At 45.9% G+C, this 21,981-nt stretch carries 23 protein-coding genes and 1 riboswitch; of the genes, 22 read left to right on the top strand and 1 reads right to left on the bottom strand.

Annotation, left to right across the window (positions count from 1 at the left end):
- Positions 1-71 precede the first annotated feature (71 nt).
- The 19 genes from VP97_RS10075 to VP97_RS09985 all read left to right on the top strand — a co-directional run bounded on the left by VP97_RS10075 (position 72) and on the right by VP97_RS09985 (position 18,840).
- A complete protein-coding gene (locus tag VP97_RS10075) occupies positions 72-590 on the top strand; it encodes a PepSY domain-containing protein (RefSeq protein ID WP_050181644.1) in 519 nt (172 codons plus the stop codon).
- An 11-nt stretch (positions 591-601) separates the two neighbouring features.
- A complete protein-coding gene (locus VP97_RS10070; RefSeq protein WP_050181643.1) occupies positions 602-850 on the top strand; it encodes a hypothetical protein in 249 nt (82 codons plus the stop codon).
- Positions 851-935: 85 nt separating this feature from the next.
- A riboswitch (cobalamin riboswitch) is annotated at positions 936-1,125 on the top strand.
- A gap of 133 nt (positions 1,126-1,258) precedes the next feature.
- Positions 1,259-1,630, top strand: coding sequence for a (2Fe-2S) ferredoxin domain-containing protein (locus VP97_RS10065; protein ID WP_050181642.1), 372 nt, complete (start codon positions 1,259-1,261; stop codon positions 1,628-1,630).
- Complete coding sequence (gene cobJ, locus VP97_RS10060) at positions 1,627-3,192, top strand: precorrin-3B C(17)-methyltransferase (RefSeq protein WP_050181641.1); 1,566 nt, start codon at positions 1,627-1,629, stop codon at positions 3,190-3,192. The genes VP97_RS10065 and cobJ overlap by 4 nt, the downstream gene beginning before the upstream one ends.
- Before the next feature lie 12 nt (positions 3,193-3,204).
- Positions 3,205-4,098 carry a sirohydrochlorin chelatase gene (locus VP97_RS10055; protein WP_050181640.1) on the top strand — a complete coding sequence of 298 codons (894 nt, stop codon included), beginning with the start codon at positions 3,205-3,207 and terminating at the stop codon, positions 4,096-4,098.
- Positions 4,095-4,874 carry a precorrin-6A reductase gene (gene cobK / locus VP97_RS10050; RefSeq protein ID WP_050181639.1) on the top strand — a complete coding sequence of 260 codons (780 nt, stop codon included), beginning with the start codon at positions 4,095-4,097 and terminating at the stop codon, positions 4,872-4,874. The genes VP97_RS10055 and cobK overlap by 4 nt, the downstream gene beginning before the upstream one ends.
- Positions 4,864-5,508: a precorrin-8X methylmutase gene (locus VP97_RS10045; RefSeq protein ID WP_050181638.1), complete on the top strand. Its 645-nt coding sequence runs from the start codon at positions 4,864-4,866 to the stop codon at positions 5,506-5,508. Before cobK ends, VP97_RS10045 begins: the two co-directional genes overlap by 11 nt.
- The gene (locus VP97_RS10040) at positions 5,505-6,593 is read left to right on the top strand and encodes a cobalt-precorrin-5B (C(1))-methyltransferase (RefSeq protein ID WP_050181637.1); all 1,089 of its coding nucleotides are present in this window, start codon (positions 5,505-5,507) and stop codon (positions 6,591-6,593) included. The genes VP97_RS10045 and VP97_RS10040 overlap by 4 nt, the downstream gene beginning before the upstream one ends.
- Entirely contained in the window at positions 6,586-7,791 is a 1,206-nt protein-coding gene (locus VP97_RS10035) for a bifunctional cobalt-precorrin-7 (C(5))-methyltransferase/cobalt-precorrin-6B (C(15))-methyltransferase (protein WP_050181636.1), read from the top strand. The genes VP97_RS10040 and VP97_RS10035 overlap by 8 nt, the downstream gene beginning before the upstream one ends.
- A complete protein-coding gene (cobI, locus tag VP97_RS10030) occupies positions 7,791-8,495 on the top strand; it encodes a precorrin-2 C(20)-methyltransferase (protein WP_050181635.1) in 705 nt (234 codons plus the stop codon). The genes VP97_RS10035 and cobI overlap by 1 nt, the downstream gene beginning before the upstream one ends.
- Positions 8,492-9,265 carry a precorrin-4 C(11)-methyltransferase gene (gene cobM, locus VP97_RS10025; RefSeq protein ID WP_050181634.1) on the top strand — a complete coding sequence of 258 codons (774 nt, stop codon included), beginning with the start codon at positions 8,492-8,494 and terminating at the stop codon, positions 9,263-9,265. The genes cobI and cobM overlap by 4 nt, the downstream gene beginning before the upstream one ends.
- A complete protein-coding gene (locus VP97_RS10020) occupies positions 9,262-10,344 on the top strand; it encodes a cobalt-precorrin 5A hydrolase (RefSeq protein WP_050181633.1) in 1,083 nt (360 codons plus the stop codon). Before cobM ends, VP97_RS10020 begins: the two co-directional genes overlap by 4 nt.
- A 16-nt stretch (positions 10,345-10,360) precedes the next feature.
- On the top strand, positions 10,361-11,734 hold the full coding sequence (locus VP97_RS10015; protein ID WP_050181632.1) for a cobyrinic acid a,c-diamide synthase CobB: 1,374 nt from the start codon (positions 10,361-10,363) through the stop codon (positions 11,732-11,734).
- 128 nt (positions 11,735-11,862) lie between these two features.
- Positions 11,863-13,107 carry a polysaccharide deacetylase family protein gene (locus VP97_RS10010; protein WP_050181631.1) on the top strand — a complete coding sequence of 415 codons (1,245 nt, stop codon included), beginning with the start codon at positions 11,863-11,865 and terminating at the stop codon, positions 13,105-13,107.
- Between the two features lie 124 nt (positions 13,108-13,231).
- On the top strand, positions 13,232-14,536 hold the full coding sequence (locus tag VP97_RS10005; protein WP_050181630.1) for a hemolysin family protein: 1,305 nt from the start codon (positions 13,232-13,234) through the stop codon (positions 14,534-14,536).
- A 929-nt stretch (positions 14,537-15,465) separates the two neighbouring features.
- Positions 15,466-16,923, top strand: a complete 1,458-nt coding sequence (locus VP97_RS10000; RefSeq protein ID WP_050181701.1) for a nicotinate phosphoribosyltransferase — start codon at positions 15,466-15,468, stop codon at positions 16,921-16,923.
- 104 nt (positions 16,924-17,027) lie between these two features.
- On the top strand, positions 17,028-17,624 hold the full coding sequence (locus VP97_RS09995; RefSeq protein WP_050181629.1) for an IMEF encapsulin system ferritin-like cargo protein: 597 nt from the start codon (positions 17,028-17,030) through the stop codon (positions 17,622-17,624).
- A 12-nt stretch (positions 17,625-17,636) separates the two neighbouring features.
- The gene (locus VP97_RS09990; RefSeq protein ID WP_050181628.1) at positions 17,637-18,491 is read left to right on the top strand and encodes a family 1 encapsulin nanocompartment shell protein; all 855 of its coding nucleotides are present in this window, start codon (positions 17,637-17,639) and stop codon (positions 18,489-18,491) included.
- Positions 18,484-18,840, top strand: coding sequence for a 2Fe-2S iron-sulfur cluster-binding protein (locus VP97_RS09985; RefSeq protein ID WP_156153458.1), 357 nt, complete (start codon positions 18,484-18,486; stop codon positions 18,838-18,840). The genes VP97_RS09990 and VP97_RS09985 overlap by 8 nt, the downstream gene beginning before the upstream one ends.
- A 73-nt stretch (positions 18,841-18,913) precedes the next feature.
- Here VP97_RS09985 and VP97_RS09980 read toward each other — a convergent pair whose 3' ends face one another.
- Entirely contained in the window at positions 18,914-19,393 is a 480-nt protein-coding gene (locus VP97_RS09980) for a hypothetical protein (RefSeq protein WP_050181627.1), read from the bottom strand.
- Between the two features lie 311 nt (positions 19,394-19,704).
- On the opposite strand from VP97_RS09980, the gene VP97_RS09975 reads away from it, so the two are divergent.
- Genes VP97_RS09975 through VP97_RS09965 form a run of 3 tightly spaced genes read left to right on the top strand, consistent with a single transcriptional unit; the run spans position 19,705 to position 21,955 of the window.
- Positions 19,705-20,523: a basic amino acid ABC transporter substrate-binding protein gene (locus tag VP97_RS09975; protein ID WP_245629867.1), complete on the top strand. Its 819-nt coding sequence runs from the start codon at positions 19,705-19,707 to the stop codon at positions 20,521-20,523.
- A 57-nt stretch (positions 20,524-20,580) separates the two neighbouring features.
- A complete protein-coding gene (locus tag VP97_RS09970; protein ID WP_050181626.1) occupies positions 20,581-21,246 on the top strand; it encodes an amino acid ABC transporter permease in 666 nt (221 codons plus the stop codon).
- The gene (locus VP97_RS09965) at positions 21,233-21,955 is read left to right on the top strand and encodes an amino acid ABC transporter ATP-binding protein (protein WP_050181625.1); all 723 of its coding nucleotides are present in this window, start codon (positions 21,233-21,235) and stop codon (positions 21,953-21,955) included. Before VP97_RS09970 ends, VP97_RS09965 begins: the two co-directional genes overlap by 14 nt.
- Positions 21,956-21,981: the final 26 nt, after the last annotated feature.

The raw sequence follows: 21,981 nt of genomic DNA, 5'->3' as shown, positions 1-21,981 counted from the left end.
TTTTCCTCCCTTTTTTCTCATCTTGCCTGGTTAAGATAAAAGCATGAAAGAAAAAAAGGGAGGAAATAAACATGAAAAAAACAACGATTGCAGGCAGCTTTCTAACAGTAGGTCTTCTGGGCGGCGGTGTTCTCTGGGGTGTACAAAATGATCGAATTCAAGCAGAAGTACCCGGGCTTGATGCAAAGGTGACGATGGAAGAAGCAAAAGCAATTGCGGAAAAAGAAACACAGTCCGTTGTCGAGGGAATTGAGCTGGAGAAAAAGCTGACCGGTCCTGTATATGAAGTTGATACACAGGGCTATGACGTGAAGGTTGATGGAGAGTCCGGCAAGGTATTGAAAAAACAAGAGGATACAGATGACGATCGTGACGATGATTATGATGATGGGCACAATGCCAGTGTAACGGTAACGGAGGAAGAAGCAAGGGCAGCGGCGCAGAAACAGGTAAAAGGAACAATCGAAAAGGTAGAGCTTGATGACGGGCACTATGAAATTGAAATAAAAGATGGACAAAAGGAAACAGAAGTACATGTAGATGGTTCAACAGGTGAAGTGGTGATTGAGGAAGAAGATCTGGATGATTAATCCAGGTCTCAGTGTGTAAACAAAGTCTTTCTTTTTCAAAAAAAGAGCCGATAAGTGGTGTTGAAGATCAATCAGCCAGGGACCAGATAGAGATTTTCTCTTCTTTTAAAAAGAAAAACTACGACCTTATAGCCCTATACATTCTTGTAGCAAGCCACTTGGCGGCGTCCGGGTCAGCGCCTGCCCCATGGAAAGCGGAACGGCCCGGACACCGCTTATCCATTCATGTGACGGTTATCAATCATTTGTCTACAGTCTGAGATCTGGATGATAAATCCAGGTCTTTTTTATTTTTCCCTTGCTAAAAGAAGCTCTTCCCTGCTAATGTTAAAGACAACAAAACTAAATAAAGCAATCATTAAGAGTGCCCGGAGTTCTACGTCCGGGATAATAGGGAAACCGGTGAAAGTCCGGTGCAGCCCCCGCTACTGTATGCGTGATGAACCTGTTTGAAACCCACTGGATTCTTTCCGGGAAGGGAGGCAGAAGTAAAGTGACCGCAAGCCAGGAGACCTGCTTTTAATGCTGAAACATCATTCTTCGGTGGGAAGAACGGGATGAATACGCATGGCTTTTTTGGACAAGTCTTTTCTTTTATGCGGTTTTCTGCCCCTGCTTCTGCCACAGAAGCGGGGGCTTTTTGCATGCTTTAAAAAGGAGCGGATAAAGTGGCAACATGGAACTTAACAAATATGCGCAAGCATGTACTGATTTGCAACGGGTCTACCTGTATGCGAAAAGGCGGAGAAGAAGTGACACAGGCGATTCGGAATGAAATTACCGAGCGGGATCTGGATGCATATGTACATACAACAAGAACAAGATGCAATGGACGATGCAAAGACGGGTGTGTGGTTGTCGTTTACCCGGAAGCAGACTGGTATTTTGAAATGGACGAGCATCGTGCCAAAGAGATGGTCGCCGCGCATCTTGAAAACAACCAGCCAATAAAAGAATGGATTGCTTATGAGCGGTCAGAAGAAGGCATGCAGCTGTTGAACGGCCGCTTTAAGGGAACGGAAAAAGGAGAGAAAAAATGACGGGTACATTGTATGTTGTCGGCTTCGGGCCCGGCCACGAAGATCATATTACCGATCGAGCGAAACAAGCGCTGAGGGAAAGTGATTACGTCATTGGATACAAAACCTACATGGAGCTTGTTGCTCCTTTGATTGAAGGAAAAGACGTTATTTCAACTGGAATGAGCGAGGAAGTAAGCAGGGCGCAGGCAGCAGTTAAGCAGGCGGAGCGCGGAAAAACCGTTTCCGTCATTTCAAGCGGTGATGCCGGTGTATACGGTATGGCAGGTCTTGTATATGAAGTATTGGCGGAACAGGGATGGAAGCGGGATACCGGTATTCGTGTAGAAATCATTCCAGGGATATCGGCGATCAATTCCTGCGCGTCTTTGCTTGGAGCCCCTATTATGCATGATGCCTGTACGATCAGCTTAAGTGATCATTTAACGCCATGGGAGCTTATAGCGAAACGGATAGATGCTGCGGGCGCTGCTGATTTTGTGATTGCGCTGTATAACCCGAAAAGCGGGCGGCGCACCAAGCAAATTGAAGAGGCACAGCGGATTTTGCTGGACTACCGAAAACCTGACACGCCGGTTGGACTTGTAAAAAGCGCATACCGTGACCGGGAAGAGGTGGTCATGACCACACTTGCAAAAATGCTGGACCACGAAATTGGGATGCTGACAACAGTCGTGATCGGTAATTCAACGACTTTTTTCTATGATGGACTGATGATTACACCGCGTGGATACACACGCAAATATACATTAACAGAAGAGAAGCAGCCGCTGCGGCCGCATGAGCGGTTTCGCCCTGAAAACGAACCGTGGGCATTGCATGGCGGTCAAAGCGAAAAAAAGCCCGATCTCAAAGAGCTTGGCCTGCAGGCGCTGGCGGCTTTGAAACGGCAGAAAACAGCCCCGCCGGCTGTGAAAACAATTTTTGAAGCAGCAGTCAGTCCGGGTGTTGTGAACAAGCATTTTACGCCACAGCAGCTGATCGCTATATCTGAAGCGGCGGGCGAAAAGGGTACAATCGAATACACACCACATCACTATGTGCTGTTAAAAACCGAAACGAGTAACCCGCAGCCGATTGTTGAAAAGTTGAAAGAAGCGGGACTAAGCCTTGCACCAACCGGCGATGTTGTCACGATAAAAGCATGTGACTTCTGCAACGGTGATAAAGGCGACGCTATTCCATATACCGAACAGCTTGGACGGGAGCTTGGCGGCCTCGACGTGCCGAAAGAACTTCGCATCGGCGTGAATGGCTGCGGCATGGCGTGCTACGGTGCGGTGAACGAGGATATTGGCATCGTATACCGCAGGGGAGCATTTGATCTGTTTTTAGGCGCTAAAGTCGTCAGCCGGACTGCGCATCCAGGTGTGTATGTGGCAGAAGGCATTCCGCCGGAACGGGTTGTTCCGATGCTTACAAGGATTGTAGAAGAATACCGCGAATCCGGTCATCCAAATGAACGCTTTTTCAAATATTTTAAACGGGTTGGGGAAATAGAAGGATTTGCCCATCGAGATATGCCGGTACCGGACGTTGAGCCGATGCCGTGCGGAGAATAAGGGGGAGAAAAAATGAAAGCCGTACTTTTTGTTGGGCACGGAAGCCGTGACCCGGAAGGTAATGAACAAATTCATCAATTTGTGGAAGGATTTCTGCCGGATTTAAATCCGCTCGTTTTATATGAAACATGCTTCCTGGAGTTTGCGCGTCCCGATATTGCGGAAGGCATTGAGCGGTGTATAGACCGGGGAGCAAGAGAAATTGCCCTCATACCACTTATGCTGCTGCCGGCGGGGCACTCGAAAATTCATATTCCAGCAGCGATTGACGCAGCGAAAGAAAAGTATCCAGGTGTGACATTTACCTACGGAAAGCCAATTGGCATCCATTATGAAACGTCTGTGATTTTAAAAGAACGCCTGCAGGATGCTGGCGTTGATCCGGATGAAGCAGGCGAACAGGATGCGGTGATTCTGCTTGGGCGCGGCGGAAGCGATGCAGATGCCAACAGTGACTTATGCAAAATTGCCCGTATTTTGTGGGAAAAAACATCCTTTGAAACCGTTGAACCGGCGTTTTACGGCGTGACGAAGCCATCACTTCCCCAGGCGGTAGAAAGAGTTAAAAAGCTTGGCGCGAAAAAGATCATTATTCTGCCGTACTTTTTGTTTACGGGTGTGCTGATCAAACGGATCGAGCAGGATTTGACGCTGTTTCGCGAGCAATATCCAGAATTGTCTTTCGCGCTTGCGGATTATTTTGGGTTTCATCCGAAGCTTAAAGTCATTGTGGCAGACCGGATTGATGAAGCGCTTGGCGGCAAATCGCTCATGAATTGTGATACATGCCAGTATCGGTTTGAAGCGGGGGTTCACCATCATCATCATGACCACGACCATGATCATGACCACAGCCACCATCATCACGGTCATGACCATGAGCATGAAAAAGAGGCGATTCGATGATTTTCTTTTTAGCGGGGACGAGTGACGCCCGGGAGCTCGCTGTGAAACTGCAGGAGGCGGGGCGCCCGGTTACAGCATCCGTTGTTACCCAAAATGCATCAATTGAACTTGAAGCAGCGGGTATTTCCACTCGTGTAGGCCGGCTTTCTGCAGACGAAATGACGTCTGTGCTCGATAAGGATTATACGGCAGTGGTTGATGCCAGCCATCCTTTTGCTGAAGAGGCGTCTCGAAACGCCATTGAAGCAGCTCGACAGGCCGGTATTCCGTATATCCGCTTTGAGCGGGCCGGCACGCAGATCGTTGAACATTCGCTTGTCACACGCGTGGATACGTATGAAGAAGCAGCGGAAGCGGCACTAGAGCGGGGCGGCGTCGTGCTCCTAACGACCGGCAGCAAGACGCTGCAGGCTTTTACGGAAAAGCTGCTTCCCCGCACGGATATCCGGCTGATTGCACGGATGCTGCCGCGCACAGACAATATGGAAAAATGCGCTGCGCTGGGACTGCCTCAAAAAAATATTGTGGCTATGCAGGGGCCTTTTACGAAAGAGTTTGATCTTGCACTGTATCGCCATTACAGCGTGACGACGACCGTCATGAAAGAAAGCGGCGCGATCGGTGCGGTAGCGGAAAAGATTGAAGCGGCCGTGTCCCTTGGTATCGAAACGATCGTCATTTCCCGTCCGCCGGTGCAGTACCCAAATCAATGCGAGCAATTTGATCAAGTGATCCATATATTAAATCGCCTGGAGGAAACGAAACATGGACTTTAAAACAACCTTTGTGCCAGAAACAGTGAAACCGATGGAAATTGAATCGCTTAGTTTCTCGATTATTGAAGACGAGTTTGGCCCCCATGATTTATCACCGGAAGAGTTTGCTGTTGTACAGCGGGTGATTCATGCTTCCGCCGACTTTGAGCTTGGGAAAAGTGTGCTGTTTCATCCAAAGGCCATCCAGTCCGGCATTCGCGCGATTCAGCAAGGTACGCGTGTAATTTGTGATGTGCAAATGATTCAATCAGGTGTATCAAAGCCGCGTATTGAGCAGTTTGGCGGTTCTGTGCATGTACATATTTCCGATGATGATGTGATGAAAGAAGCAAAAGAACTTGGGCTGACACGGGCGATTATCTCCATGCGTAAAGCGGCAGCCATTGGAAAAGGCGGCATTTATGCGATCGGCAATGCCCCGACGGCTCTTTTGGAAATTATCCGCCTTGCCAAAGAAGGCCTTGCCAAGCCTGATTTAATTATCGGCATGCCGGTCGGCTTTGTGTCGGCAGCAGAATCCAAAGAGGAACTGGCAAAACTGGATATTCCGTTTATTACGAATATGGGCCGTAAAGGCGGCAGTACGGTCACCGTGGCAGCGCTGAACGCGCTGTCGCTGCTTGCCGTAAAATGAAGCCGGTCCCTGATAAGCCGCTCCGCACAGGATACACAACGGGTTCCTGTGCGACTGCCGCGGCAAAAATTGCGCTGCAGACGCTTCTTACAGGCCAGCCGCCCGAATCGATTTCTATTTATTTGCCGGCGAAGCAATGGGCCCACTTTACACCGGAATTTATCCAAGTGGGCGAGGGCTCTGTGAAAGCCGGCATCAAAAAAGATGCGGGAGATGACCCTGATATTACACATGGGGCTGTTATTTGTGCAGAAGTAAGCTGGACAAGCGAACCAGGTATTGAGCTTGATGGCGGGGAAGGCGTTGGCCGGGCCACAAAGCCGGGACTCGACGTAGCACCGGGAGAAGCCGCGATCAACCCGGTGCCGCGCCGTATGATTACCGAAGCGGTTCAAGAATTGCTTTTAGAAGCAGGAGCTGGAAAAGGTGTCCGCGTAATCATTTCTATACCAGGCGGCGAGAAGCTGGCTGAGAAAACCTTAAATGCAAGACTGGGCATTTTAGGCGGCCTGTCTATTTTAGGGACGAGCGGCATTGTCCGTCCGTTTTCAACCGCCGCTTTTCGAGCCAGTATTGTAAAAGCCATTGAGGTGGCCGTTGCAGCCGGCTGTACGCATGTCGCCGCTACGACAGGCGGGCGCAGTGAAAAATATGCGATAAATCACCTGCCGCACCTGCCGGAAGAAGCATTCATTGAAATGGGCGATTTTGTCGGCTTTACACTCAAGCATTGTAAACGGCTCGGTATTCAAAAAGTTACACTCGCCGGGATGCCAGGCAAATTTTCAAAAGTTGCTCAGGGCGTCATGATGGTGCACTCCAAAAGCGCACCGGTCGATATGAGTTTTTTGGCGCAGATGGCAGAAGAAGCAGGAGCCAGAGAGAATGAAATTGAAGAAGTGCGGGCAGCTAACACAGCGACGCATGCAGCAGAATTAATGGCGGACTATCCGGCATTTTTTGCGCTTTTCTGCCGCAACTGCTCAAGAAACGCCGTTCGGGAAGTGCGAGGCGGCATGGAAGTTGAAACGCTGCTGTTTGCGATGAAAGGACAGCTTTTAGGAAAGGCGGAATACAGTGAGTAACGTACATATTATTGGTATCGGTGCAGACGGAGCGGAAGGGCTGCACCCGCGCCAGCTAAAACGTGTTAAGGAAAGCCGGCTGCTTGTCGGCGGAGAACGGCAGCTGTCGTTTTTTCCTGATTTCAAAGGGGAGAAGCTCGTGATTGGCGGGAATGTAAAAGAAGTAAAAAAACGGGTTCAGGACGAAGAAGGTCCAGTCGTGGTGTTGGCTTCGGGTGATCCGCTTTTTTACGGAATTGGAGCGTATCTGTCAGGGAGTACAGAAGCCGTGATTGAACCGCAGCCGTCAAGTGTACAGCTCGCATTTGCCCGGTTGAATGAATCGTGGCAGAATGCAAAAACGATCAGCGTGCATGGACGCCCGATCACCGGGCTCGCCCAGAAAATCGACGGTGAAGAAAAAGTGGCGCTGCTGACAGACGAAACGCATTCACCAGATGTGATTGCCCGCTACCTCCTTCGGTTTAACATGACCGAGTATAATGCATTCGTGGTTGAAAATATAGGGGCGCCGGATGAGCGCTGCCGTCATTTAACGCTTGAAGAAATGAGTGAAGCATCGTTTGCTCCGTTGAATGTCGTGATTTTAAAGAAAAATCGGCCATCGAAAGTATGGACTACCGGTATTCCCGATGAGGAATTCAGCCAGCGCAAGCCGGACAAAGGCTTGATTACAAAGCGTGATATCCGCATTCTCACCATTGGCCGAATGAATATTCGTCCGGATAGTACGGTTTGGGATATCGGAACGTGTACGGGCTCCATTGCGATTGAAGCAGCTAAAATAGCCCGAAACGGAGCCGTTTTTGCTATCGAGAAAAATGAAGCGGATCTTGCCAATGCTGAAGCAAACTTTCAAAAATTTCGCACGGACGTCACGCTCGTTCATGGAAAAGCGCCAGATGGACTGGAGGCTTTTCCTGATCCGGATTGCGTATTTATGGGCGGCACGGCCGGTAATATGGACAAGCTTATTGGCACATGTGCAAAGCGGCTGAAGCCGGGCGGGACGATCGTATTGAATGCCGTTACGATTGAAAACATGTCAAAAGCCCATCAGTTATTCCGAGAAGCCGGCTTTGAGGTAGATATAGCTCTGGCCCAGGTATCCTTGTCTAAGCCTATTTTAAATATGACGCGCTTTGAAGCGCAAAACCCGGTTTACATTATATGTGCTAAAAGAAAAGAGGAACAGTGATGACAGGTATTTTATATGGAATTGGTGCAGGACCGGGCGATCCGGAACTGTTAACGGTAAAAGCGTTTCGCATTTTGTCGGAAAGCAGGGTGATTGCATTTCCGAAAAAGCGGTCTGGTGAAAAAAGCTACGCGCGCCAGATCATTGATGCTTATATTGATCCGCAGGAAAAAGATATGCTTGGTCTCGTTTTTCCGATGACGAAGGATCCGGTCATTTTAGAGCGTGAATGGAACAAAGCAGCAGAAGCGGTAGCGGAAAAACTGGAAGCCGACGAGAATGTGGCATTTGTGACAGAGGGCGACCCGATGCTATACAGCACATTTATTCACATGAAAAATGTATTGCAAAAAAGAATGCCGAACGTGAAAACAGAGGTGGTGCCCGGCATATCATCAATAAATGGCACCGCGGCAAGGCTGAATATTCCGCTTGCCGACGGAGATGAGCATGTCGCAATTATTCCTGCAACAAATGATAGAGAAGCATTAACACGGGCGATTGAGCAGCACGACTGCGTCATTTTTCTGAAAGTTGCGAAGGTGGCAGCCCTTGTTTCAAGTGTGATTCGTGAGCTTGGACTTGAGGATCACGCCCATGCAGTTACAAAAGTTACATCAAGTGATGAAGTTGTCTGGACGCTGGATGAATTTGAGCGGGCAGAACCGAATTATTTAACGCTGATGGTGGTGAAGAAAAAATGAAGCTATTCATTGTGGGAGCGGGACCCGGGGCACCTGATTTAATTACGGTTCGCGGGATGAAGCTTGTAGAGGAAGCAGATGTAGTTTTGTATGCCGACTCACTCGTTAACGAGGAATTAATGGCGGGCTGCAAGGAAGGTGCTATTGTATTGAAAACGGCCGGCATGCATTTAGAAGAGATGGTAGAAACCATGGTCAATTACGTAAAGGAAGGAAAGAAAGTCGTCCGCCTTCACACAGGCGATCCGGCTATTTATGGAGCCATCATCGAGCAAATCGCCCTCCTAAAAGAAGCGGGCATTGAAACAGAAATCGTACCTGGAGTCAGCTCTGTTTTTGCAGCAGCTGCGGCAGCTGGTGCAGAATTGACCATTCCTGATGTCACACAAACTGTTATTTTAACGCGGGCCGAGGGAAGAACGCCGGTGCCAGAGAAAGAGCAGCTGAAGGACTTAGCCCGACACGAATGTACAATTGCTTTTTTCTTAAGCGCAACACTGACCAAAAAGGTAACGCGTGAGCTGGTTGAAGCAGGCTGGCCGGAGAACACGCCGGTAGCTGTTGTATATCGTGCCACATGGCCGGACGAAAAAATTGTCCGTTCAACGATCGCCGGACTCGATGCGGCGATGCGTGAAAACGGCATTCGCAAGCAGGCGATGATTTTAGCCGGAAAAGCGCTCGATCCGGACATTGGAAACTCTGGACATCGTTCAAAGCTGTACGACAAAACCTTTACCCATGGTTTCCGAAAAGGAATCAAGTCATGAAGGTTGCCATTGTCTCCATTACGAAACACGGAACCGAAACAGCACGTAAGCTTGCCGAGGAGATGCAGGCGGATTTGTATTACATGCGGAAATTTTGCCGCGGTGATGAAGAAGAGAGGGGCATTGAGCTGTTTGACGGCTCTGTCCGCCTTCAGCTGCCAAAATTATTTAAAGAATACGACGGCATTGTGCTGATTATTTCACTCGGTGCGGTGGTCCGGATGATTGCCCCAATTTTAGGTGACAAAAAAACCGATCCGGCAGTGGTCGTCCTGGATGACCGGGCTGAGCACGCCATCAGTGTTCTTTCAGGTCATATTGGCGGCGCCAACGAGCTTACACACCGGGTGGCTGGACTGACAGGTGCCCGGCCGGTGATTACAACTGCCTCCGATGTGCAAAAGACGATTCCGGTTGATATGTTTGGCCGTGAATTCGGCTGGAAGTTTGACTATGACCGCTTTTTAACGCAGGCGGCAGCTGCTGTCGTGAACGAAGAGCCGGTACTTGTCGTACAGGAATCAGGAGAGCCGAACTGGTGGAAGCATGACCGGCCGGTACCGACTCATATCAAGACGGCAGCTTCGGTAAAAGAAGCACTCGCAACGCCGCATAATGCTGCCCTTGTCGTCACTCACAGGCTGCTTGATGCAGAAGAACTCGATGGGCTTCGCTATCCTGTTGTGTACCGTCCAAAATCAATCGTCCTTGGCATCGGCTGCAACCGTGGAACAGAAGCGGAGGAAATTGAGCAGGTCATCGATGAAGCCCTTCGCGATCTTGCTCTTTCCAAAGAAAGCGTTCAGTCCATTGCATCCATTGACCTGAAAAAAGATGAAGCGGGTATTTTGGCGGTTGCCGAAAAAAATGATTGGCCGTTTTTCACCTTCCCGCCTGAGCAGTTAAACGAAGCGCCGATGAAAAAACCCTCCGAAACGGTATTTAAATATACCGGTGCGTATGGAGTCAGTGAACCGGCTGCTTATTTAGCGTCAAAAGAGGGAGAAATCATTCTGCCAAAGAAAAAAAGTGGTAATGTAACCATCTCAGTTGCCCTGATAGAATTTGGGACGAAGTAAAGGGGAGAAGGAAAGAATGGGAAAACGACTCGTCATTGCCGGCACGGGGAGCGGCTCTGGTAAAACAACGGTCACGCTGGCGCTGCTTGGCGCTTTTAAGCGGCGCGGCCTCGCTGTGCAGCCGTTTAAATGCGGACCGGATTATATTGACCCAACGTACCATACGGCTATATGCGGCCGGCTTTCACGCAATTTAGACAGCTGGATGGGTAATGCAGATATTATTCGTGAAGTTTTTTTACAGGCGTCACAGGATACGGATATCTCGGTGATTGAAGGCGTTATGGGTATGTTCGATGGTAAAGATCCGTTGAAGGATGACGGTAGCACAGCCGAGATCAGCCGTCTTACAGACGCACCCGTGCTGCTGGTGATCGATGCATCCGGAACGGCACGAAGCGCGGCAGCCATTGTAAAAGGATTTCAAATGATGGCGCCTGGCCAGATCAAAGCGGTTATTGCAAATAAAACCGGCAGTGAAGGGCATTTTCGCTTGATTGAAAAGGCAGTGAGTCAGGAATGTGGTATACCGGTTATCGGCCATTTGCTGAAAATGCCTGGTGTTAATGTGCCTGAGCGCCATCTTGGCCTCGTCCCAGCCGTTGAAAGAGGTGACTTGAACGAACTCTTTGATACGCTTGCAGAAGCAGCCGAAAGAACAGTAGATCTTGATCAATTGCTGCATCTTTCAGAAGCGCCAGATCTGATGCAGCCTGAAGGTCATTTATTTAAAAGAAAGCAAGGCAGCAGCGTTACAATTGCTGTTGCAAAAGATGCGGCTTTTCATTTTTACTATGAAGAAAATCTGGAAATGCTTCGCGCACATGGGGCCGATTTGCATTTTTTCTCTCCTCTTCTCGGCGAGACGGTGCCAGCAGAAGCAGATGCCCTTTATATCGGAGGTGGATTTCCAGAGGAATTTGCCCCTGGTCTTGCTGCACAGCATGCGACACGCCAGTCCGTCCGTCAAGCTGTCCAATCCGGTATGCCGACGCTGGCTGAGTGTGGCGGATTTATGTATTTAACAGAAGAACTGGTAACCGTTGACGGTCATTCCTATCCGATGTGCGGCATTATTGATGGAAAAACAATCATGAAATCAACCCGTGCGGCTCTTGGCTATCGGGAATTAACGTCTCTTTCAGGCACCTGGATTGAAGAAGGGATAAAGCTGCGTGGACATGAATTTCACTACTCAGTTTTCGAACAGCGGGAGGAAAGACCACCAGCTTTTCAATCTGGCAGCCGATTTGGAAAAAAGCCGGATGGGTGTGTTGTACACAATGCAGTAGCAGGCTACGCTCATTTATATTTTCCATCAAATCCGGGTATTGCAAAGGCATTTACAGCTGCTGCCCGTGCTTATCAAGAAGAAAAAGTAACAAGTTAAACCATTATTCATCAAATTATGACAAAAATAGGGCGTTTTTTTACAAAAGTATTGTATTATAGTATCTCTTTGTTTACAATAATAAATGGAAGGTAAATCCAAATATTATGTTTGATTAGGGGATACATATGAACAAAAAAACGACCGTCATCGCTTTGCTGTCAAGTGTATTTTTGATGCTTGCTATGGTACTGGTCAACTTGGTTGTAACAGCTACACAACACCATAAAACGGTATGGGCAACAAGTACGTCAAAATCGGCTTATGAAAATATATCTATTAAAACAAAAGAAGCCAGCGAAAAAAGATACCAGATCGCTCTTCAGTATCCGATTTTTAAACAGGCATCTTTAAATAAAAAAATAGAACAATATACGAAAAAAAAAGAAACAGATTTTTTACAAAAGTTAGAACAGGTCGATGCCAAAAAATTAAAGCGACAGCCTGCTTCGCTGCGGCTGACTTTTGAGCTCATTTTAAGCGGCAATGGTGTTTATTCGGTTCTTTTTCGTGATGAAACATATATTAATGCCGAAAAAAACGATATCTATTATGAGTCGTTTATCGTTGATATGAAAAAAGGAAGGCTGGCAAAAGCCTCAGACTTATTTATCGATCCGCAAAAAGCTTCAACGGCTCTTCACATACCCGTACCTATAAGCGAAGCGGGCTTGTATGTGAAAAACAGCCAGGTGATTTTTTTCACGAAAGATAACAAACATGAAGCAAGTATGCCGTTCCGTCGGGCAGCCCCGTTTTTAAAGAAAGAATGGCGGGACCAACTGGCAGCTGGTTTAGCTGCTGAAGAAATACCTGCTGGAAAAGGGCTTAAAAAAATTGCGCTTACATTTGATGATGGGCCAAACCCAAAAAGTACGGCGGCTATTTTGGCAACATTAAAAAAACATGATGCAAAAGCCACCTTTTTTATGCTCGGCAGCCGTGTAGAACAATATCCTGAACTGGTTGACCAGGTAGTGCAGGAAGGCCATGAAATCGGCAATCATTCTTTTAGCCACCGGAATCTGGCCAAGCTTGATCCCCGGGAGGTAAAAAAGGAAATTGATCAGACAGCTTTGGCAGTGGAAGCCGCGGCCGGTGTATCACCTTTGACCGTTCGGCCGCCTTATGGGGCAACCAATGCCACTGTGAATGAAATCATTGGTGCAAAACCGATGCTTTGGACCGTTGATACAATGGACTGGAAATCACATAATCCGAAATCGATTTGTGGAATTGTGAAAAAAGAAGCAAGAGATGGGTCGATTGTGTTAATGCACGATATTCATCAAACAACGGCCCAGTCGCTGGATGAAATCGTGACCTACCTTCAAAAGGAAGGCTATGAACTGGTTACAGTCAGCGAATTATAAAAAATCCGGCTCAGCAAAAGCTGAGCCGGATTTTTTGTTTAGAAAGACGAACATGATATGATAAGAAAAACAACGGTTATTTTTGAAACAGGAGGTGGGTGCTCCGAGTTATCGGAGCCTGTCATTGGAGGAGATTAGGAATTTACTGGGCATTGCTTTATTAATTGCTCTGACTGCTTTTTTCGTGGCTGCGGAATTTGCTATTGTAAAAATGAGAGCATCACGCGTAGATCAGCTTATAGCGGAAGGAAAGCCGGGTGCTTTGGCGGCACAGCGTGTAACGACCCATTTAGATGAATATTTATCTGCCTGCCAGCTGGGCATTACAATTACGGCACTCGGACTTGGCTGGATTGGTGAACCGACAGTCGAAAAATTGCTTCATCCGCTTTTTGAACGTTTTGAGCTTGCTTCTTCACTTTCCGCTATTTTGTCGTTCGCCATTGCATTTGCAATTGTGACATTTCTTCATGTTGTCGTGGGCGAACTGGCACCTAAAACAGTAGCGATACAAAAAGCAGAAGAAGTAACCCTGGCACTGGCTGTCCCGCTTATTTGGTTTTACCGGATTATGTATCCGTTTATATGGCTGCTCAACGGTTCTGCCCGCTTTATTACAGGCTTGTTTGGGCTGAAAATGGCTTCTGAGCATGGTGAGGTTCATACGGAGGAAGAGTGGCGAATGCTGCTTTCTGAAAGTTACAAAAGCGGTGAAATCAATCAAAGTGAATTAAAATATGTTAATAATATTTTTGAATTTGATGAACGGCATGCAAAGGAAATCATGGTACCGCGTACAGAAATGATTAGCTTGTCCATTGATGATAAGCTTGAAGAAGTTTTATCTACTATTAAAGAAGAAAAATACACCCGCTATCCCGTTATTGACGGAGACAAAGACAATGTAATCGGCATGGTCAATTTCAAGGAAATTTTAAGCGTGGCTGTGAAGGGAAAACCGCTTCCGGACGTACAGCCGCTTCGTCAATTTGTAAAGCCTGTTATTCGCGTATTTGAAAATATGCTTATTCATGATCTGCTTGTTAAAATGCAGAAAGAGCGAACTCACATGGCGATTTTAATTGATGAATATGGCGGTACATCAGGCCTTGTAACAGTAGAAGACATTTTAGAAGAAATTGTCGGAGAAATTCGTGACGAATACGACACAGATGAAATCGCCGAAGTACGAAAAATAAATGATGAACACTATCTATTCAGCGCAAAAGTATTAGTAAGTGAAATAAATGCGTTGCTTGGAACCGAGTTAAATGATGAAGATGTTGATACGCTTGGTGGCTGGTTTTTAACGAAAAAAATCGATACAGCCCTTCATGACATGCTCGAAGAAGATGATTGGATATTTACCATTATTGAAATGGAAGATCATCATATTTTATATATTGAAGCGAAAAAGCGGCCATCGTAAGCCGCTTTTTTCTATGTAAATGAAACAACCCCGGCTGTTGAAACGTATAGAATGTAAAGGATGGAGTGATTACATGAATTTTTACGAATCAAAAAAGAATTATTTTTTCTTGCTTGTACTCTGTGGGGTGATTCTTCTATTCTTTGCGGGTTTAACCTAGCTTGCGTATATAGATGAAAGTATTTTATGTCGGGCCTCTTTTTCTGCTTACGCTGCTCATGATCTGGGTGACCGCTAGTAATGCTCAAAAATTCTCTGGGGACGACCTGTATGTGACAACAACGAATGGAGTACCTTGCTATCCGTGTGCTGCCTCATGAAAAAGTCGAGATACACTGGAAAGATATCATGGATTACTTTTTTATCATATAAACGGACATACATACATCGGACTTGTACTTACAGATGAAGAAAAGTATGCAGGGACAATTTCGTCCAAAATGCACCTTTTATCTCGTATGAGTCAGAAAATGGGCTACCCGATGTTTAATATTTCGTTTCGACACATTATCGAGAAAGAAGAACTGGTTAAAGAGCTGAGCCGTCGTAATCCCAATGTGACAATTGAGCTGTAAACAACATGGGGGTAATCTATAAAAAAAGCTTTTGAGACTGTCGATAAAATCAGCTTTCTTGAAAAAACAGCTTGTCCGGGGCATTGTTTTCTCATGAGGGACGATAGGTGAAGCTGCGTGCCGCCGTTCTTTCTATTCTTGCGCGAAAGTAGCAAACGAACCCTCTCGTTTATGATAGGCAGAAAAGAGAAAAGTACTTTATCTATACTCTGAAAAGCCTTTGAAAAAGGATTTTTTATTTGGATTGTCTGCACGGTTCCTTTTTCAATTTCACGGACTGTATTGCCGGAAAAGCAAAAAAGGTGTAGGATAATAGGAATGAAATACGATGGAAAAGCAAAGGGAGTAAAAACAATGTCACGATATGAAGACGACAGCCTTGCCTTGCATACCGACCTTTATCAGATTAATATGGCCGAAACGTACTGGCATGATGGCATCCATACAAAAAAAGCCGTATTTGAATTATATTTTCGCAAGCTTCCATTCGGCAACGGATACGGTGTTTTTGCCGGATTAGAAAAAATTATCGATTACTTGGAGAATTTTCATTTTTCAAAGAGCGATATCGACTATTTACGAGATATCGGCTACAGCGAGGATTTTTTAGCTTACTTAAAAGATATGAAGTTTACTGGTACATTAAAAAGTATGCAGGAAGGTGAGCTTGTTTTTGCCAACGAACCCATTCTGCGTATTGAAGCACCGCTGGCAGAAGCACAAATTGTCGAGACTGCTTTGCTTAATATTGTGAACTATCAAACATTGATTGCGACGAAAGCTTCCCGCATCAAACAAGTGCTGGGAGATGAAACGGCGATGGAATTTGGTTCGCGCCGTGCGCATGAAATGGATGCGGCAGTATGGGGAACGAGAGCTGCTTACATCGGCGGTTTCAATGCAACTAGCAATGTCCGTGCCGGTAAGCTGTTTGGTATTCCTGTTTCTGGTACGCACGCTCATGCCCTTATTCAAACATATAAAGATGAATACACCGCTTTTTGTAAATATGCACAGCGGCACCGTGACTGTGTATTTTTAGTAGATACCTATGATACACTCAGATCTGGTATGCCGGCAGCCATTCGTGCCGCAAAAGATTTGGGTGATCAAATCCGCTTCGTTGGCGTCCGCCTCGACAGCGGCGACATGGCGTATTTATCAAAGGAAGCGCGTAAAATGCTTGATGAAGCAGGATTTCCTCAAGCACATATTGTCGCGTCTAATGACTTGGATGAATATACCATTATGAATTTAAAAGCGGAAGGTGCCAAAATTGATGTATGGGGAATAGGTACCAAGGTCATTACCGCTTATGACCAGGCGGCTCTTGGCGCGGTGTACAAATTGGTATCGATTGAAGACGATACCGGTTGCATGAGTGATACAATCAAGTTGTCGGCCAATCCGGAAAAAGTGACAACGCCAGGATTAAAGCGCGTATACCGCATTGTGAATAAGCTTAATGGCAAAGCAGAAGGTGATTACATCGCGATGGAGCATGAAGATCCGCAGCATGCCGAGCGGCTGAAGATGTTTCATCCAGTCCATACCTTTGTCAGCAAGTTTGTGACAGATTTCGAGGCTCGTGAATTGCATGAACTTATTTTTATCAACGGCGTCCGCGTGTATGAATTACCTGATATTCACACAATACGGTGCCGTACGGCCGATAACCTGGAGCTGCTTTGGAGTGAATACAAGCGGGCACTCAACCCGGAGGAGTATCCGGTAGATTTAAGTCAGGCCTGCTGGGATAATAAAATGAAAAATATTGAAGCTGTAAAAGCACAGCCGCAGGAGCAGCTGTAATAAATCTGAAAAAGCGCCAAAATAGGTGCTTTTTTTCATGTATTCTTTGCTCCCGTCAAAAGCAGAGCTTATAATGGAGGAAGGTATATGAGGAGGTGCATTTGGTGAAAGAAGAATTGAGTGAATTTTACAATATTTTCACTGGAACGAAAAAAGATATTGAAAGTTTTATGGCTATGCTTGATCCGGTCATTAACAATGCGAAAGACGATCATGAGCGGCTTTATTATCACCATATTTATGAAGAAGAGGAGCAGCGGCTTTCCAGGCTTGCTGAATTAATTCCGCTGATTGAGACCTTCCAGGCTGGAAAAGGGGGCGATTTCGCACCATCCAATAATACGTTTAACCGCCTGCTTCAGGAATTGAATCTGGAAAAGTTCGGGCTGCATAATTTTGTCGAACATCTTGACCTGGCACTGTTTCAATTTAAAGATGCCGAGCGCCAGGCAAAGCTATCCGAAATGCGCGGATCGAATCATACAAGCTATCAATTTGTAAAAGAAAAGCTTGCTGGTATTAATGAACGCTTTGACACAGGGTACACAGACCCTCATGCGCATCACGACGAGCATGGCGATCATTTAAACCAGTATGCACATAATCACAGCCAGGTCCACGTGCAAGCAGCGGTATCACTTCCGGCAAAGCCGGCTGGACCAAAGCGGTCATTTACAGTAGGATCCCTTATTTCCAAGTAGGAGGAAGAATTGATGAGCAAATTACACCTGTATCCAGACGCACCACTATCAGAGGCTGACTTTAATCAGTTGGAACGAATTATTATTGAATCGGCCAGAGGGCAATTAACAGGCCGGCGGTTCATTGAATTATACGGTCCGCTTGGACGTGGTGTGCAGAGCATCCACACGGACATTTTTTCTGGAAAAAGCGCGGCCCATATGGATCTTCAAGGGTCATTTGATACGGAAATTGAATCAGCCAAGCGTGTAAATTATACAATTCCGATGCTTTATAAGGATTTTGTTTTGTACTGGCGTGATATTGAGCAGGCAAAAGCACTCGATATACCGATAGATTTCTCAGCAGCAGCTAATGCGGCGCGCGATGTAGCACTGCTTGAAGACGAAATGATATTTCATGGAGCCGCTCAGTTTGAGATACCTGGCTTAATGAATGTAAAAGGACGCCAGACGCATTTGATCAGTAACTGGTATGAGTCCGGAACAGCTTTTCAGGATGTTGTTGAAGCAAGAGGAAAACTAATGGAAATGAATCACAATGGTCCATACGCACTTGTACTGTCGCCTGAATTATATGCGCTGCTGCATCGGGTGCATCGGGATACAAATGTGCTTGAAATTGAGCATGTGCGTGAGCTTGTAACGGACGGCGTGTTTCAATCGCCTGTATTAAAAGGAAAAACAGGTGTTTTGGTAAATACGGGACGTAACAATCTTGATTTAGCGGTATCAGAAGATTTCGAAACAGCATATCTCGGCGAAGAAGGAATGAATCATCCATTCCGTGTATTTGAAACGGCGGTACTGCGAATCAAGCGGCCATCAGCTGTTTGCACATTCGTCGATCCGAGAGACGATGAATAAAGAGTGGACAGTCGGTTCGCTTATTCCTGGCAGGGAAGCAACACGTTTGCAGCCGAAGCAGCCGAACCGTTCGGCAGAGGAAAAAAAGCTGCCTGCACCAATGATCGAGTGGAAACAAAAAGAGCGATCCTGCTCTGTACCCGTAACATCCGGTGTCACACTGCTTGACGCAGCACTTCGGCAAGGATGCACCATTGATTACAAATGTCGTAAAGGAACATGCGGCCGCTGTGCTGTAGAGGTAATGTCAGGTGAAACCTTTCTCTCGTCCAAAAATGAAGCAGAACGAAAGAAACTGGGTGCTGCGCCCCGCAGGCTAGCCTGCCAGGCGGTAATAAGAGAGAAGTAAAAAAACAGGGAGGGCTTATTCGGCCCCCTGTTTTTCGCATAAAAAAAAGCCTTTTCACAAGGCTGGTTGTACATTAAGCAAATTTTTTCGTATTTAATGAAACCACATTGGATTCAATAGCAAATGGTAAATCAACGCGGCGCTTTTCCAGCTCGTTTAAGCTAACATCACGTACAAGCTTTAACGCTTCTTTTTTAAAGGAATTTGTGACAAACCCTTCATTTACTTCACATAATTTTCGCAGGTAACGAAGTGTGTCTTCTGTCATTAGCTCCCGAACCTGCGTGTTTTCCAGCTGACAGATCAATTTATGACGGAGACCGCGCATCACGCCAATTTGATCAACGTGTGCTGTAACGTTTTCGCCGCTGTCTGCTATAAAACTGAACGAAATGTATTTTCCCTGGGACAAATCAACATTTGTAAAAACCGGATTCATGTAGGTTTCGCCGGATGAAAGTGTAATCGACTCTGCTTCCGCGGCACCGCCCAGCTTTCGGCTGTTTGCGATTACCATATGGATATCTTTGAGTCCATGAAGCATTCCATTCATGTATTCTCCCTCTTTCCATCATCGTTCTTCTTTTATCTTAAAGGGAATGAGAATCATTGTCAACCAGAAGTTGGGTGAGTAAATCGCCTTTTATATGCGCAAAATAGATAAAGCTTTACCCATCGATATACTATTCGGAAAATTCTTTCTTTATTCAAAATATATTCAGCTTTGTGTAAAAAAATACAAAAAACGACCGTTTTTAGTGAATATCAGTGTATAAAAATTAATTATTACATAAAAAAATGTTGAGTTTTGAAATTGAAAAGAGTATTATCGTACTATATAAAAAAATCAAAGGGGTTTTTTACGTGACCTATTCATTTAAAAAAGCGGCAGCCGCTGTTATGGCAAGTACTGCTTTACTTTTAGCTGCATGCGGCGGCGGAGAAGAAGAACAAAGCGGTGGCACATCTGAAGAAAAAAAAGTGCTGAATGTTGGAACGGAAGCAACGTTTGCTCCGTTTGAATTTATGGATAAAGGAGAAGTATCCGGTTTTGATGTGGATCTTCTGAACGCGGCGGCAGAAGAAGCGGGCTATGAGGTTAATATTCAAAATACAGGCTGGGATTCGATGCTTGCGGGCTTGCAGAGCAACCAGCTTGACATTGGAATGTCCGGTATCACGATTACAGATGAACGAAAAGAAACATATGATTTCTCTGTTCCATATTTTGAATCTGTAACGATGATCGTTTACAAAGAAGGTACGACTATTAAAGGAGCCGAAGATTTAAAAGGAAAAAAAATCGGGGTTCAAAATGGGACGACCGGCCAGTTTGCTGCTGAAAACGTTGTCGGGCAAAACAATAATGCTATTTCAAAATACGAAACAGCTGCTCTGATGTTCCAGGCTCTTCAAAGCGGAGATGTGGAAGCTGTTGTAACAGATATTGCGGTAGCCCTTGAATATGCAAAATCAAACCCAAATGCTGGTGTTCAAACAGTTACAGATGATCAGTTTGCAACGGAATATTACGGAATTGCTTTTCCAAAAGGAAGCGAGTATAAAGAAGACTTTGACAAAGCTTTAAATACGCTTTATGAAAACGGTGAATATGCTGAAATTTATGAAAAATGGTTTGATGAAGCACCGAATATGGAAACTTTAAAAAAAGCAGCGCAATAAAAACACGGCTGTCCATTCTTTAACGGACAGCCATTTTTTATGAAAGGAGAAGAAAAGATGGATTTTCGCTTTGATATTGTAACAGACTATATGCCGTTTTTCCTGCAGGGCTTAAAAGTCACACTTGGCGTTTCTCTTGCCGGGGTGCTGGCCGGACTTATACTCGGTCTTTTTATTGCGCTTGGAAAAATGTCAACGAATAGATGGGTTCGCCTCCCGTTTAACATTTATATTAATATTTTCAGAGGAACACCGCTTCTCGTTCAATTACTAATCATTCACTTTGGGGTTGTACCCCTATTTATGACACCGTCAAATCCAGTTGTGTCTCTTGTAATCGGATTGTCACTAAACGCGGCTGCTTACATTGCAGAAATTTTTCGTGCCGGTATTCAATCCATTGATAAAGGACAAATGGAAGCCGCGCGCTCTCTTGGAATGACACGTGTCCAAGCAATGAAGCTTGTCATTTTGCCACAGGCATTTAAGCGGGTCATTCCGCCGCTTGGCAATGAATTTATTGTGCTGCTGAAAGAATCTTCACTTGGTTCCGTATTAGCTGCGCCTGAGCTTATGTATTGGGGTCGTGCTGCGGCAGGTCAATACATCCGGGTGTGGGAGCCGTATCTTACTGTCGCATTAATTTATTTGGTGCTGACACTGTCGCTTACCTATTTGATGAATTATGTTGAAAGGAGATTAAGCACTGATGATCAGCGTTAAAAACTTAAAAAAATCTTTTGGCGATAATGAAGTGCTCAAAGACATTTCCCTTGATGTATCACCTCAGGAAGTGGTAGTGGTTATTGGTCCATCTGGATCTGGAAAATCAACATTTATTCGCTGCTTAAACATGCTGGAAACAATTGATGGCGGGCACGTAATTGTTGATGGAAAAGATTTAACTGATAAGAAAACAAATATTAACAAAGTCCGCACAGATGTGGGAATGGTGTTCCAGCACTTTAACTTGTTTCCGCACAAAACCATTTTGGAAAATGTAACACTTGCGCCGATCAATGTTCGAGGAGTGAAAAAATCGGAAGCAGAGGAAAAAGCACGCATCCTGCTGGCCAAGGTAGGCCTTGCGGAAAAAGCCTCTGCTTATCCAGATTCCCTTTCCGGTGGACAAAAACAGCGTGTAGCCATCGCGCGTGCGCTTGCAATGGAGCCAAAAGTGATGCTGTTTGATGAGCCGACATCGGCGCTTGACCCCGAAATGGTCGGAGAAGTGCTTGAAGTCATGAAGCAGCTCGCGAAAGACGGCATGACTATGATTGTGGTTACGCACGAAATGGGCTTTGCCCGTGAAGTGGGCGACCGGGTTATTTTTATGGATAACGGCTATGTTGTGGAACAAAATGAACCGAAAGCTTTGTTTGATGCACCGCAGCACGAACGTACCAAATCATTTTTAAGCAAGGTATTATAAAAAACAGGCCTCCTGGTGGAGGCCTG

It is taken from the genome of Domibacillus robiginosus, assembly GCF_000966195.1.
Taxonomy (GTDB): domain Bacteria; phylum Bacillota; class Bacilli; order Bacillales; family Domibacillaceae; genus Domibacillus; species Domibacillus robiginosus.
The sequence above is the reverse complement of the archived record's forward strand: the minus strand, read 5'-3'. Positions and strand labels throughout refer to the sequence as shown.